General features: G+C 48.8%; 10 protein-coding genes and 2 rRNA genes (1 of these 12 only partly in view). 11 read left to right on the forward strand and 1 reads right to left on the reverse strand.

Annotated elements, in window-relative coordinates; genetic code table 11:
- The 10 genes from SY83_RS23325 to pssA all read left to right on the forward strand — a co-directional run.
- Positions 1-67: the final stretch of a hypothetical protein gene (locus SY83_RS23325; RefSeq protein WP_082882477.1), read on the forward strand. It extends 152 nt beyond the left edge of the window; 67 of the gene's 219 nt are visible here — the last part of the coding sequence; its start codon lies off the left edge, out of view; it ends in the stop codon at positions 65-67.
- Positions 68-246: 179 nt separating this feature from the next.
- Positions 247-3,173 (forward strand): 23S ribosomal RNA (locus tag SY83_RS11210).
- 188 nt (positions 3,174-3,361) lie between these two features.
- Positions 3,362-3,478, forward strand: a 5S ribosomal RNA gene (rrf, locus tag SY83_RS11215).
- A 770-nt stretch (positions 3,479-4,248) separates the two neighbouring features.
- Positions 4,249-4,710 (forward strand): CtsR family transcriptional regulator, encoded by a 462-nt coding sequence (locus tag SY83_RS11220; protein WP_068606524.1) that lies wholly within the window; start codon positions 4,249-4,251, stop codon positions 4,708-4,710.
- A gap of 42 nt (positions 4,711-4,752) precedes the next feature.
- Positions 4,753-5,271 (forward strand): protein-arginine kinase activator protein McsA, encoded by a 519-nt coding sequence (locus SY83_RS11225; protein WP_068606526.1) that lies wholly within the window; start codon positions 4,753-4,755, stop codon positions 5,269-5,271.
- 88 nt (positions 5,272-5,359) lie between these two features.
- Positions 5,360-6,421 (forward strand): protein-arginine kinase McsB, encoded by a 1,062-nt coding sequence (locus tag SY83_RS11230; protein ID WP_068606528.1) that lies wholly within the window; start codon positions 5,360-5,362, stop codon positions 6,419-6,421.
- Positions 6,422-6,454: 33 nt separating this feature from the next.
- Positions 6,455-8,899, forward strand: coding sequence for an ATP-dependent protease ATP-binding subunit ClpC (gene clpC, locus SY83_RS11235; RefSeq protein WP_068606530.1), 2,445 nt, complete (start codon positions 6,455-6,457; stop codon positions 8,897-8,899).
- Between the two features lie 162 nt (positions 8,900-9,061).
- A complete protein-coding gene (radA, locus tag SY83_RS11240) occupies positions 9,062-10,429 on the forward strand; it encodes a DNA repair protein RadA (protein WP_068606531.1) in 1,368 nt (455 codons plus the stop codon).
- A 13-nt stretch (positions 10,430-10,442) separates the two neighbouring features.
- Positions 10,443-11,528 (forward strand): DNA integrity scanning diadenylate cyclase DisA, encoded by a 1,086-nt coding sequence (disA, locus tag SY83_RS11245; RefSeq protein WP_068606533.1) that lies wholly within the window; start codon positions 10,443-10,445, stop codon positions 11,526-11,528.
- Positions 11,529-11,647: 119 nt separating this feature from the next.
- The gene (gene pssA, locus SY83_RS11250; protein WP_068606535.1) at positions 11,648-12,379 is read left to right on the forward strand and encodes a CDP-diacylglycerol--serine O-phosphatidyltransferase; all 732 of its coding nucleotides are present in this window, start codon (positions 11,648-11,650) and stop codon (positions 12,377-12,379) included.
- A 100-nt stretch (positions 12,380-12,479) separates the two neighbouring features.
- Here the strand turns inward: pssA and SY83_RS11255 are convergent, their stop codons facing one another.
- Positions 12,480-12,875: a nucleoside triphosphate pyrophosphohydrolase family protein gene (locus tag SY83_RS11255; RefSeq protein WP_068606537.1), complete on the reverse strand. Its 396-nt coding sequence runs from the start codon at positions 12,873-12,875 to the stop codon at positions 12,480-12,482.
- A gap of 183 nt (positions 12,876-13,058) precedes the next feature.
- Here SY83_RS11255 and SY83_RS11260 point away from each other — a divergent pair, with 183 nt between their 5' ends.
- Positions 13,059-14,150, forward strand: a complete 1,092-nt coding sequence (locus tag SY83_RS11260; RefSeq protein ID WP_068606539.1) for a PIN/TRAM domain-containing protein — start codon at positions 13,059-13,061, stop codon at positions 14,148-14,150.
- Positions 14,151-14,220 lie beyond the last annotated feature (70 nt).

The raw sequence follows: 14,220 nt of genomic DNA on the forward strand, positions 1-14,220 counted from the left end.
GGTTATCATTCATTTGTTCAGTTTTGATGGAGTTTGTGGAGTTTGCATTGACTCTTCCATCACATAGACACTACCAAGAATTAGTTATTGATTCAGCGGTTGTTCTGTGGTAAGATGTTCTTCCGCCCGTAATAAGGCGGTAAGATAAAATGCTTTTGTTCCTTGAAAACTGGATAGTGAATGAATGTGTAAACAACGCAAGGATCGCAAGATCCGCTAGTAACATCTCTAATCTTTATTAGCTTAGGATAAGCTATTAAGAGCACACGGAGGATGCCTAGGCGCTAGGAGCCGAAGAAGGACGTGGCGAACGACGAAATGCCTCGGGGAGCCGTAAGCAGGCTTTGATCCGGGGATGTCCGAATGGGGAAACCCGGCTGTAGTAATGTACAGTCACTCTTAACTGAATTCATAGGTTAAGAAGAGGCATACCAGGGGAACTGAAACATCTAAGTACCCTGAGGAAGAGAAAACAATAGTGATTCCGTCAGTAGCGGCGAGCGAACGCGGAGGAGCCTAAACCGGTAAGCTTGCTTACCGGGGTTGTGGGACGTCTCACATGGAGTTACAAAGGAATGGGTTAAGCGAAGAGGTCTGGAAAGGCCCGCCATAGCAGGTAACAGCCCTGTACCTGAAAGTCCATTCTCTCCGAGACGGATCCCGAGTAGTGCGGGACACGTGAAACCCCGTATGAATCCGCCAGGACCATCTGGTAAGGCTAAATACTTCCTAGCGACCGATAGTGAAGCAGTACCGTGAGGGAAAGGTGAAAAGGACCGCGGGAGCGGAGTGAAATAGAACCTGAAACCGTGTGCTTACAAAAAGTCAGAGCCCGATCTATGGGTGATGGCGTGCCTTTTGTAGAATGAACCGGCGAGTTATGTTCACGTGCAAGGTTAAGGTGAGAAGCCGTAGCCGCAGCGAAAGCGAGTCTGAATAGGGCGACTAAGTACGTGGGTGTAGACCCGAAACCGAGTGATCTACCCCTGTCCAGGGTGAAGGTGAGGTAACACTCACTGGAGGCCCGAACCCACGCATGTTGAAAAATGCGGGGATGAGGTGGGGGTAGCGGAGAAATTCCAATCGAACTCGGAGATAGCTGGTTCTCCCCGAAATAGCTTTAGGGCTAGCCTTGGATTCTAGAGTCGTGGAGGTAGAGCACTGATTGGGTGCGGGGCCCGCCAAGGGTTACCAAGCTCAGTCAAACTCCGAATGCCATAGACTTATAGCCAGGAGTCAGACGGTGAGTGCTAAGATCCATCGTCAAGAGGGAAACAGCCCAGACCATCAGCTAAGGTCCCCAAGTGTGTGTTAAGTGGGAAAGGATGTGGAGTTGCACAGACAACCAGGATGTTGGCTTAGAAGCAGCCACCATTTAAAGAGTGCGTAATAGCTCACTGGTCGAGTGACTCTGCGCCGAAAATGTAACGGGGCTAAACACGCCACCGAAGCTATGGATTGATCGTAAGATCAGTGGTAGGGGAGCGTTGTATGTGGGTTGAAGGTGTACCGTAAGGAGCGCTGGACAGCATACAAGTGAGAATGCCGGTATAAGTAACGAAAAGACAAGTGAGAATCTTGTCCGCCGAAAGCCTAAGGATTCCTGAGGAAGGCTCGTCCGCTCAGGGTTAGTCGGGACCTAAGGCGAGGCCGAAAGGCGTAGTCGAAGGACAACAGGTTGATATTCCTGTACCACCGTAAGCCGTTATGAGCAATGGGGTGACGCAGAAGGGGAACGTTGCGGACTGATGGAAGTGTCCGTCCAAGCAGTGAGGCTGATGTGTAGGTAAATCCGCACATCGTAAGGCTGGGCTGTGATGGGGAGCGAAATATAAGTAGCGAAGAACATGTACTCTGGCTGCCGAGAAAAGCCTCTAGCCAGGTGATGGTGCCCGTACCGCAAACCGACACAGGTAGGCGAGAAGAGTATTCTAAGGCGCGCGGAAGAACTCTCGTTAAGGAACTCGGCAAAATGACCCCGTAACTTCGGGAGAAGGGGTGCCTCGGTAGGGTGAATAGCCCGAGGGGGCCGCAGTGAAAAGGCCCAAGCGACTGTTTAGCAAAAACACAGGTCTGTGCGAAGCCGTAAGGCGAAGTATACGGGCTGACGCCTGCCCGGTGCTGGAAGGTTAAGGGGAGCGGTTAGGAGCAATCCGAAGCTGTGAACCGAAGCCCCAGTAAACGGCGGCCGTAACTATAACGGTCCTAAGGTAGCGAAATTCCTTGTCAGGTAAATTCTGACCCGCACGAATGGCGTAACGACTTGGGCGCTGTCTCAACGAGAGATCCGGTGAAATTTTAATACCTGTGAAGATGCAGGTTACCCGCGACAAGACGGAAAGACCCCATGGAGCTTTACTGCAGCTTGATATTGGACTTTGGTACGATCTGTACAGGATAGGTGGGAGCCTGAGAAGGCGGAGCGCAAGCTTCGCCGGAGGCGCCGTTGGGATACCACCCTGATCGTATCGGAGTTCTAACCTGCGCCCGTGAAACCGGGTGAGGGACAGTGTCAGGTGGGCAGTTTGACTGGGGCGGTCGCCTCCTAAAGAGTAACGGAGGCGCCCCAAGGTTCCCTCAGAATGGTTGGAAATCATTCGAAGAGTGCAAAGGCATAAGGGAGCTTGACTGCGAGACATACAGGTCGAGCAGGGACGAAAGTCGGGCTTAGTGATCCGGTGGTACCGCATGGAAGGGCCATCGCTCAACGGATAAAAGCTACCCTGGGGATAACAGGCTTATCTCCCCCAAGAGTCCACATCGACGGGGAGGTTTGGCACCTCGATGTCGGCTCATCGCATCCTGGGGCTGAAGTAGGTCCCAAGGGTTGGGCTGTTCGCCCATTAAAGCGGTACGCGAGCTGGGTTCAGAACGTCGTGAGACAGTTCGGTCCCTATCTGTCGTGGGCGCAGGAAATTTGAGAGGAGCTGTCCTTAGTACGAGAGGACCGGGATGGACGTACCGCTGGTGTACCAGTTGTCTCGCCAGAGGCATCGCTGGGTAGCTATGTACGGACGGGATAAGCGCTGAAAGCATCTAAGCGCGAAGCCCCCCTCAAGATGAGATTTCCCAATTAGTAAGACCCCTTGAAGACGACGAGGTTGATAGGTTCGGGGTGGAAGTGCAGCAATGCATGGAGCTGACGAATACTAATCGGTCGAGGGCTTATCCAAAATACCTGAATTAACAGGTTAACGCGTAGTTTACATTCATTCCTATTCAGTTTTCAGGGAATAAAGCTTCAGTAGCATGCGGCAAGTCTGCTATGCTCTTGAACTTTAGATCTGCAACACTTGGCGGTGTTGTAAACCTGATTTAAGCTCATGCTATGAATTCAGTTTTGCTAAAGCAAAACGCTCAGTTTGGTAACAATGGCGAAGGGGAACCACGCGTACCCATCTCGAACACGACCGTTAAGCCCTTCAGCGCCGATGGTACTTGGACCGCAGGGTCCTGGAAGAGTAGGACGTTGCCAAGCAACAGAAAGAACCTGATTTGTCTCTAAGACAAATCAGGTTTTTTTGTATCTGCACCATTAAGAATTCTCTGACGAATCGTAACAATGTGTAGGAGACCTTTTGCAGAAAGGAAAATCTCTAACGAATCGACACGAAGTTTAGCGGGATACTTGGAGCAAGCAAAGTCGAGTAATATGCATCCTGTAAAGCAATCTAGAGTTCTTTAGAACATCATTTCGGTGTAAATTGAAGCTTAAGCAACACCAGGATTAGTTAAAAGAATTCAACACATTAATATTCATACTAAATAATAATTTACGGCTTTAAAACAAACAGAACAAACCATCAACAACATTATCCCCAGACTTATACACATCGTACACAGCCTAAACCCCATATCTACTGCATAATTAGAATAGTTGATCACATATCCACAGGATACTTTATCCCCAACAAATGATGTATACGAGTTATGCACAATTGAATTCTCCCATATCAGTACAGGAAGTATCCCAGAAACTCATGTTCGGACTTACTCAATACGGATTAATTCACTGCTGCAATGACTGAGCGGAGGAGATGTCTATTTATTTGTTTAAATTCTTGTCAGAGGGGTATAAATCCGTGTAATCTTCCAACACTAACACATACAAGGTTGGTTTATTTTAAGGCTATTGGCAAATCGGTGAATATTGTATATAATGTTTACAAAGTCAAAGATAGTCAAAGTCAGTCAATGATTTTGTCCTTCTGACTTTCAGCCATTATTCTACAACTGGAGGATGAATCGATGCGTAATATCTCTGATATTATTGAACAATATCTGAAGAATATTTTGCTCGAAAGTCCCGAAGGAGCTATTGAGATTCAACGTAACGAGCTTGCGGAGAAGTTTCAGTGTGTACCCTCTCAGATTAACTACGTCATCAGCACTAGGTTTACATTGCAGAAAGGCTATGTCGTGGAGAGTAAGCGCGGGGGCGGGGGATATATCCGGTTGCAACGCATTGAATTGCCTGCTCAGGGAGCGCTGCAACTGCATATTCTGCAAAGCATCGGTACCCATATTGATCAATCCGCGGCGGAAGGACTTATTTATCAGCTGAGGGAAGGCTCTCATATCAGTCCTAAAGAGGCGGGGGTGCTGACCGCGGCTGTCTCCAGGGATGTGCTTACGATTAAGCTTCCTGTAAGGGATGAGATTCGTGCGAATCTGTTAAAAGCCATGCTGATATCCCTGCTATGTAAATGAGAGGTGCTCGCGCCAGCTCGAAAGCGACAGGAGGCTAGAAGAATGATTTGCCAGGAATGCGGGAAGAGACCGGCCACATTGCATTTTACGAAGATCATTTCCGGAGAGAAGACGGAATTTCACATTTGTGAGGTATGCGCACGGGAGAAGGGTGAAATGATTCCGGGAACACCGAACGGGTTCTCGATCCATAACCTCTTATCGGGGCTGTTAGACTTCGAACCCTCCGCTCAGAGCGCACTGGGCGCCAAACCGCAAGTTACACGCTGTGACAACTGCGGTTTAACCTATACACAATTCGGTAAGCTCGGCCGCTTTGGCTGCAGTGAATGCTACAAGCATTTCAATGCCCGATTGGATGGATTATTCCGAAGAGTTCATGGCAATACGGTGCATGTCGGCAAGATTCCGAAGCGCTCCGGAGGACGTATTCAAGACAAGCGCGAGATCGAGAATTTAAAGCGTGAGCTTCAAAACCGGATCGAGCAAGAAGAATTTGAGAGCGCCGCGAAAATCAGAGATGAAATACGCGAGCTGGAGAAGAAGCTCTCCGGCAATTAATTCGCCGGGCTTTCCACGATACGCAGAATGAATACAGCCACTTTCGAAGCCAACCCGCTAAGGAAGCGGGGCTTAGGAGGGATTTTCGATGGAACACCGAAGTTATACGGATAACGCTTTAAGCGAGTGGATGAAGGGTCATGGTCCGGATTCGGAAATAGTCATTTCCAGCCGGGTGCGTATTGCCCGTAACCTGCAGACGCAGCCCTTTCCGATGTTGGCCACGAATCAACAGTCGGAAGAAGTGTTGAATCAGATCACAAGCGCTTTACAGAATGAAGAGTTAAACACCATATCCAATTTCGACTTTATTCCTTTAACGGAGTTATCGGAGCTGGATAAGAGAGTGCTTGTGGAGAAACATTTGATTTCGCCGAACCTAGCGAATGAATCCCGGAACGGAGCCGTCATCTTAAGTGAGAACGAATCTGTGAGCATTATGGTGAATGAGGAGGATCATCTGCGCATTCAATGTCTTTGTCCCGGCTTTCAAATTAAAGAAGCATGGGATCTGGCCAGCCAGATCGATGATATATTCGAGTCGCAACTGGAATACGCTTTTGATGAGAATCGCGGTTACCTTACAAGCTGTCCGACGAATGTCGGCACGGGGATCCGGGCGTCCGTTATGATGCATTTGCCGGCGCTGGTGCTGACACAGCAGATTAACCGTATTTTGTCCGCGATTACGCAGGTAGGTTTGGCAGTTAGAGGACTTTACGGCGAAGGCAGCGAAGCATTAGGCAATCTGTTTCAAATTTCCAACCAAATTACTTTAGGGCAATCTGAAGATGAAATTATAGATAACTTGTACAGCGTAGCCCGCCAAATCATTGAACATGAGAAAGCGGCACGCGAGAAATTGCTTATAGAGTCGAAGCCCCGGATCATCGACCGCGTCATGCGTTCCTACGGCATTTTGTCCCATGCGGGTATTATGGATTCCAAGGAAGCGGCACAGCGTTTATCAGATGTTCGTCTCGGTATTGACCTCGGAATCATCCATCAAGTGTCTACGCATATCATGAATGAATTGATGGTTATGGCGCAGCCCGGTTTCCTGCAGAAGCAGTCCGGGGAGAAACTTTCCGCCGAAGACCGGGATATACGCAGAGCCGAATTGATTCGGGAGCGACTTTCTATCATATAATTGCATACCTATAATCCATGGAGGTGTATTTTAATGATGTTTGGCAGATTTACGGAACGTGCGCAAAAGGTGCTGGCGTTAGCTCAAGAAGAAGCTGTTCGCCTGGGACATAACAATATCGGAACAGAGCATATTCTGCTCGGCTTGATTCGTGAAGGGGAAGGCATTGCTGCTAAAGCTTTAATTGCGCTGGGATTAGGGCTGGAGAAAATTCAGGATGAAGTTGAATCCTTGATCGGCAGAGGCCAGGAGCAACCTAGCAATATCGCATATACGCCAAGAGCCAAGAAAGTAATCGAGCTTTCGATGGATGAGGCTCGCAAATTGGGTCATACGTATGTAGGCACAGAGCATATTCTGCTGGGTCTGATCCGCGAAGGAGAAGGCGTTGCGGCTCGGGTACTTAATAACCTGGGGGTTTCCCTGAACAAAGCCCGTCAGCAAGTATTGCAGTTGCTGGGCAGCAGTGAAGCGGTATCCTCTTCTCACGGCAACCCTGTGAATGTAAATACGCCGACGCTGGACGGTTTGGCTCGAGATCTTACCGTTTCCGCGAAGGAAGGCAACCTCGATCCGGTCATCGGACGCGCCAAAGAAATTGAACGCGTCATTCAAGTGCTCAGCCGCCGGACCAAGAATAATCCGGTGCTGATCGGCGAACCGGGTGTTGGTAAGACCGCGATCGCTGAAGGATTGGCACAGCGCATAATCAATAACGAAATTCCGGAAACCTTGCGTGACAAGCGCGTGATGACGCTGGATATGGGTTCCGTCGTAGCCGGTACTAAATACAGAGGCGAGTTTGAGGACCGTCTGAAGAAAATTATGGACGAAATTCGTCAAGCCGGAAACATCATACTCTTTATTGATGAGCTGCACACCTTGATCGGTGCCGGCGGCGCGGAAGGCGCAATCGATGCATCCAATATTCTGAAGCCGGCGTTGGCTCGGGGCGAATTGCAGTGCATCGGGGCGACCACGCTGGATGAATACCGCAAGTATATTGAGAAAGACGCCGCACTGGAGCGCCGCTTCCAACCGATTACGGTCGATCAGCCGTCTCCTGAAGAAGCGATACAAATTCTGTATGGCTTGAGAGACCGCTACGAAGCCCATCACCGTGTTAAAATTACGGATGAGGCCATTGAGCAAGCCGTGAAGCTGTCGGATCGTTACATCCCGGATCGTTTCCTGCCGGATAAAGCCATTGACTTAATCGATGAAGCAGGTTCCAAAGTAAGGCTGCATTCTTATACGATCCCGCCGAATTTGAAGCAAATGGAAAGCCGTCTGGAAGACATCCGTAAGGAGAAAGACGCGGCTGTTCAATCGCAGGAGTTTGAGAAAGCGGCATCGCTTCGCGATACGGAACAGAAGATGCGCGAAGAGCTGGATACGACGAAGAACGAATGGAAAGAGAAGCAAGGCCGCACGGATTCGGAAGTAACTCCTGAAGATATCGCGCAAGTGGTGGCCAGCTGGACAGGAATTCCGGTATCCAAGCTGAAGGAAGAAGAGACGGAGCGTCTGCTGAACATGGAAGCGATTCTTCATGACCGTGTCATCGGGCAGGAAGAAGCCGTGAAAGCCGTTTCCCGAGCGCTTCGCCGCGCGCGCGCAGGCTTGAAGGATCCGAAGCGTCCGATGGGCTCCTTCATATTCCTGGGTCCTACGGGAGTAGGGAAGACGGAGCTTGCCCGGGCATTGGCGGAAGCCATGTTCGGCGACGAGAATGCCGTCATCCGCATCGATATGTCCGAGTACATGGAGAAGCACTCCACTTCCCGTCTAGTAGGCGCGCCTCCGGGATACGTAGGTTATGATGAAGGCGGTCAATTGACCGAGAAAGTTCGTCGCAAGCCGTATTCCGTAGTGTTACTTGATGAAATCGAAAAAGCGCATCCGGAAGTGTTCAATATTCTTCTGCAGGTGCTCGAAGATGGACGTCTGACCGACTCCAAAGGACGCACCGTCGATTTCCGCAACACATTAATCATCATGACGTCCAATGTCGGCGCCGAAATGATTAAGCGTAATTCTACACTGGGCTTTACAGCTGCTGTGGATGCGGGTAAAGACTACTCGAACATGAAGGATAAAGTTATGGGCGAGCTGAAGAAAAGCTTCCGTCCCGAGTTCCTGAACCGAATCGACGAAATTATCGTGTTCCATTCCCTGGATGAAACGCATATTTCCAAGATCGTATCGCTGATGTCCGATGATCTTCGCAAACGTCTGAAAGAGCAGGAAGTGGACTTCACGTTAACTCCGGCTGCGCTGGCGTTCCTGGCGAAGGAGGGCTTCGATCCCGCATTCGGGGCGAGACCGCTCCGTCGAGCGATTCAGAAGCACATCGAGGACCGACTGTCCGAAGAGTTATTGATGGGCAAAATTTCCAAAGGCGATAACCTCATCATTGACGAAGAGAATGGAGCATTAACCGTTCATCCCAATGAGGCGGAAACCGTAAATAAATAAAGCACGCACAAGAAGCGCTTGGCTGCTCTTTCCAATGGGAGAGGGGGGTCGGGCGTTTTTTGTTCCTTTAAGGAGCGATTCTGATTCTTTTGGTGCAAAGGCTTTCCACGCTTCCTGCAAAATGGTAAACTTTAATTATGCTTTGGATATAAGGAGTACTTAATGGCAAAAGTAAAAACCAAGTTCCTCTGTTCGGAATGCGGCTACGAATCTCCCAAATGGTTGGGCAAATGTCCGGGGTGTCAAGCCTGGAATTCCATGGTGGAAGAAACGGAATCCGTAGTGAAGACACAAGGGATGAAATCATCGTTAATTTTTACGAAAGATAAACCAGTTTCGATCATAGATATTAAGAGCAGTCAGGAACCGCGCGTACTCACCAATATCGGAGAGCTGAACCGCGTTCTCGGCGGAGGCTTCGTGCCGGGCTCTCTGATTCTTGTCGGTGGCGATCCCGGGATCGGGAAATCCACCCTGCTTTTGCAGACATCGCATGCCCTCGCTGTGAAAGGACTGAAGGTACTTTACATATCGGGTGAGGAGTCTGTGAGCCAGACCCGCTTGAGAGCGGACCGCCTCAATGCATTGTCGTCTAACCTGTTCGTGCTCTGCGAGACGAATCTGGAGCAGATTGAAGAAGCGATCGAACAAGTAAAGCCCGACTTTCTGGTTATTGACTCGATTCAGACCGTATACCAACCCTCCGTTACCTCCGCGCCGGGCAGTGTAGCCCAGGTTCGGGAGTGTACAGGACATTTTATGCGTATTTCCAAGGGTAAAGGCATTGCAACCGTTCTGGTAGGTCATGTCACCAAGGAAGGCGCGATTGCCGGTCCTCGGATGCTGGAGCATATGGTGGACTGCGTGCTTTATTTTGAAGGGGAGCGGCATCATACGTACCGTTTGCTTCGCGCGGTTAAGAACCGTTTCGGGTCCACGAATGAGATCGGTATATTTGAGATGAAGGAAGCGGGATTAACCGAGGTGACGAATCCGTCGGAGCTGTTCTTGTCCGAGCGTCCGCTCGGTGTCGCCGGTTCCACGGTCGTTGCCAGTATGGAAGGGACCCGCCCTGTGCTCGTAGAGTTGCAGGCGCTGGTTAGTCCGACCAACTTTCCGACGCCCAGACGCATGTCCGCAGGTATTGATCATAATCGTCTGGCTTTAATCATAGCGGTATTGGAGAAACGCAACGGCATGTTCTTGCAGAATCAGGACGTGTATCTGAACGTGGCCGGCGGCGTGAAATTGGATGAACCTGCTGTGGATTTGGCGGCAGCCGTGTGTATTGCTTCTTCCTTAAAGGATCAACCGACCCGACCTTTCGACGTGGTGTTCGGTGAAATAGGCTTAACCGGTGAAGTCCGGGCGGTCTCCAGAATAGAGCATCGGGTAAAGGAAGCGGAAAAATTAGGATTCAAGCGAGTCATTGTACCGGAAAAGAGTTTAAAAGGTTGGAAACATCCCACCACTATTCAAATTATCGGAGTTAATACAGTAAAGGAAGCACTAGCGGCGGCGTTAGGTTAGGGGGCCAACAGGGATGAAAGAGAAGGAAGACACGCATAGAGATTTAGTTATGAGTCAATTGTTACAACTGGTAGCGCCCGGAACAGCATTCCGCGACGGTCTGGAGAATGTATTGCGGGCCAAGACCGGCGCGTTAATCGTAGTGGGTTATAGCCCTGAAGTTCAGGAAATCGTGGACGGCGGATTCTCTATCAACTGCGATTTTTCACCGAACTATCTATATGAGCTAGCGAAGATGGACGGCGCCATTATTCTCAGTGAAGATATTAAACGCATTCTGTACGCCAACACACAGTTAATTCCCGATTCCTCCATTTCCTCCATAGAAACGGGGATTCGTCATCGTACCGCGGAGCGGGTAGCGAAGCAAACCGGGAAACTGGTTGTATCCATTTCACAGAGACGGAATGTTATCACGCTGTATCAAGGCAATTTGAGATACTCCCTGAAGGATATCGGGGTGATCTTGACCAAGGCTAACCAAGCCATCCAAACCCTGGATAAATATAAAGCCGTACTTAATCAAGGGTTAACAAACTTAACCGCAGGTGAATTTGAAGAACTGGTTACCCTGCACGAAGTGGCTAATGTGGTACAGCGTGTTGAGATGGTGCTTCGAATTAAGGCCGAGATCAAGCGTTATATCAATGAATTAGGAAATGAAGGCCGTCTGATTACGATGCAAATGGAAGAACTGGTCGCCAACATTGAAGAAGATGCCGTGTTGCTTCTGAAAGATTATGCGCGTGACCGCAGTGATGAAAAAATTAAAGAGATTCAGGCGGGTCTGAAGAGGTTGACGGCGGATGAGTTACTTGAATCACACATGATTATCCGATTGTTAGGGTATGCCTATGCCAACAATATTCTTGAGGAGCCGATCGCGCCTAGGGGATATCGGATGTTAAGCAAAATTCCTCGTTTGCCGACCGTCATCATTAACAACCTTGTCGAGCGTTTTGGCATTTTGCCTCATATTCTCATGGCCACGATTGAAGAATTAGATGAAGTGGATGGAATCGGTGAAGTGCGCGCGCGAACCATTAAAGAAGGACTGAAGCGAATTCAGGAACAAGCTTTCATTGACAGGCATATCTGATATACCCTACAATCAAGGAATGACCAATTATTGCTACAACCGTGTCATATTTCCTCTATGCTCACTCCCTGTCATGACAGGCATCTGATTAGGGCATAGTAAAATCGAGGTGAAACCTTATGATAACGAAATCTCTGCCCAGTATCTTTACCATAGGCAATCTGTTTCTGGGGATCGTCTCCATTATTCTGGTGTTTAACGGTAATGCGCCATTAGCCGCGGTCATGGTCATCATTGCGATGCTCCTGGACGGGGTTGACGGAAGGGTAGCGCGAGCGCTGAACGTTCAGAGCGAATTCGGTAAAGAGCTGGACTCCCTGTCTGACGTAATTTCATTCGGCGTTGCTCCCGCATTCATCATATATGTGGTTGCCTTTCAGGAGCTTGCTCCGGCTGCGGGATGGATCGTGACTGCCTTGTTCCCGATATGCGGAGCGCTGCGTCTGGCCCGGTTCAACGTAATCTCGGGAACGCCGGGATACTTTATCGGTTTACCGATACCTGCCGCTGGCGGTGTGCTTTGTACGATGGCACTCTTTCAAGAAAATATCCATAACATCGCACTATTGCTTGCAACCATCGTATTGTCATTGCTGATGGTCAGTAATGTGAAATATCCTAACTTCAAGAAGGTAGGCATTCCGAAAGCGGCGATATGGGTTGTACCGATTATAGTCATCATTGCGATCGTCATTGCCTTGAATGCTTCACCCGATACGCTTTCCAAGCTTATCTTCGTACCTCTATTGATTTACGCCCTCTATGGGCTAAAAAAAAACGTTGACACGCTGTTTCGGCGCCGCCGCAAACAGCAAAGTGAAGATGTCGACGCGGTAGAACAGCAGCTCTAACAACTTCATAAAAATTTCGGGAATTTATCCCATAATAAAAAGCATTTATTTATCGCCAAGAGCGACAAATGAATGCTTTTTTTCATTTTGATTCAATTGATTACGACAGATTAAACAATCCTAGCGTGGAACATTTTCTCGATTCTTCATCAATAACGGTTTCCATGTCAATACTCAACAGATTGCATAAAGCCGAGATATAAAAGAAGTTCTTGCCAAGCTCCGCGGACACCGCTTCCTTACAAGTATCACATAGTTTGCCGTGAATATGTTGCTGCATAAGTCCCATGGCTTCCTGAAGATCGGGTTGTTCAGAATAACGTTGTTTCTCCGCATGAACCTCAATACAGCCGCACTCTGTAACCGACTTGATTACGGAACGGTGAACGGAAGCGTTAGCTTGATTGCACTTCGACAGCACATCCAGCAAGCTTCGGTGCCTAAGTAATAATTCGGAAACCTGATCCTGAAATTCCTTTAAGCTGGGAGAGTTCATTCCTTGCACCTCTATTATCTAGAATTTACTAATTTGATTATAACGAATAATGGTTTCGATATCAAAAGAAAACGCTTTTATGAAAAAAATAATCTCCAGGGGATTAGCCTTATATGAATTGGACCATAATTGTAACAGAAGCATGGAACAGGTGTGTGCTCTTTATTTCAGGAGGTGAATCCTATGATATTACAAAGAATGATTCAATGGTTGTGCGCTTGTGTGGGCGGGATGTTGGGCTACCAATGGAGTGTGTCTTCCGATGCGCCGTTGCGTTGGTTGGAACCCTTAACCGGGAGCGTGAGGATGAGTGGAGAATCGTACTGGTTAACCGGTGCGGGAGCGATTGTGTTTTTACTTGGTTCTTCTTGGGTAGCTAAGAAAGTTGCGACAGGGTTCCATAAAGCGGAGGCCCGATTAATGCAAATGCCTCTTGGGGATTTGATTACCGGAGTTGCGGGACTTATATTAGGACTGGTCATTGCTGTGTTGTTATTTCCGTCCATTCGCGAGCTGCAGGGTTACGGCTTGTTAATATCCGTATTCGTTACAGGTTTGCTTGGCTTTTCCGGTTACCGAATCGCTTACACGAAGAAGGAAGAAGCGGCCGAGCTGTTAAAGGGCATACGCGGCGGAGGCACCCGTAATAAGGAAAGCAAATTGTTCGAAGAGCACAAGATCTTGGACACCAGCGTCATTATTGACGGACGTATTGCGGATATTTGCAAGACCGGATTTATTGAGGGGACGCTCGTCATTCCGGAATTTGTACTCGAGGAGCTGCAACATATTGCGGATTCTTCCGATTTGTTAAAAAGGAACCGGGGACGCCGGGGGCTGGATATTTTGAATAAAATCCAGAAGGAATTGGACGTGCATGTTCTCATTTATGAAGGAGACTTTGAAGAAATCTCCGAGGTGGACAGCAAGCTTGTAAAATTGGCCAAAGTGCTTGGGGGCAAGGTAGTTACGAATGATTTCAACCTTAATAAAGTATGTGAGCTGCAGGGTGTGTCCGTTCTGAACATTAACGATTTGGCGAATGCGGTAAAACCTGTCGTTTTGCCAGGCGAAGAAATTCTGGTTCAGATTATTAAAGACGGCAAGGAATTCGGACAAGGTGTCGCTTACTTGGATGACGGTACCATGATTGTCGTGGAAGGCGGCAGAGACTTTATCGGAAGCACGATTGAAGTGTTAGTGACCTCTGTTCTGCAAACCTCAGCCGGCCGAATGATCTTTGCGAAGCCGAAGCTCTTGGAAAAAGCGCTGTAAACGATTATGATGGGAAGATAGAGTAAATCATTCTGTTCTCTAATCATACGGGTTGACAGGCGGGGAAGAC

The sequence above is a fragment of the Paenibacillus swuensis genome (genome assembly GCF_001644605.1).
Classification (GTDB): Bacteria; Bacillota; Bacilli; order Paenibacillales; family DY6; genus Paenibacillus_N; species Paenibacillus_N swuensis.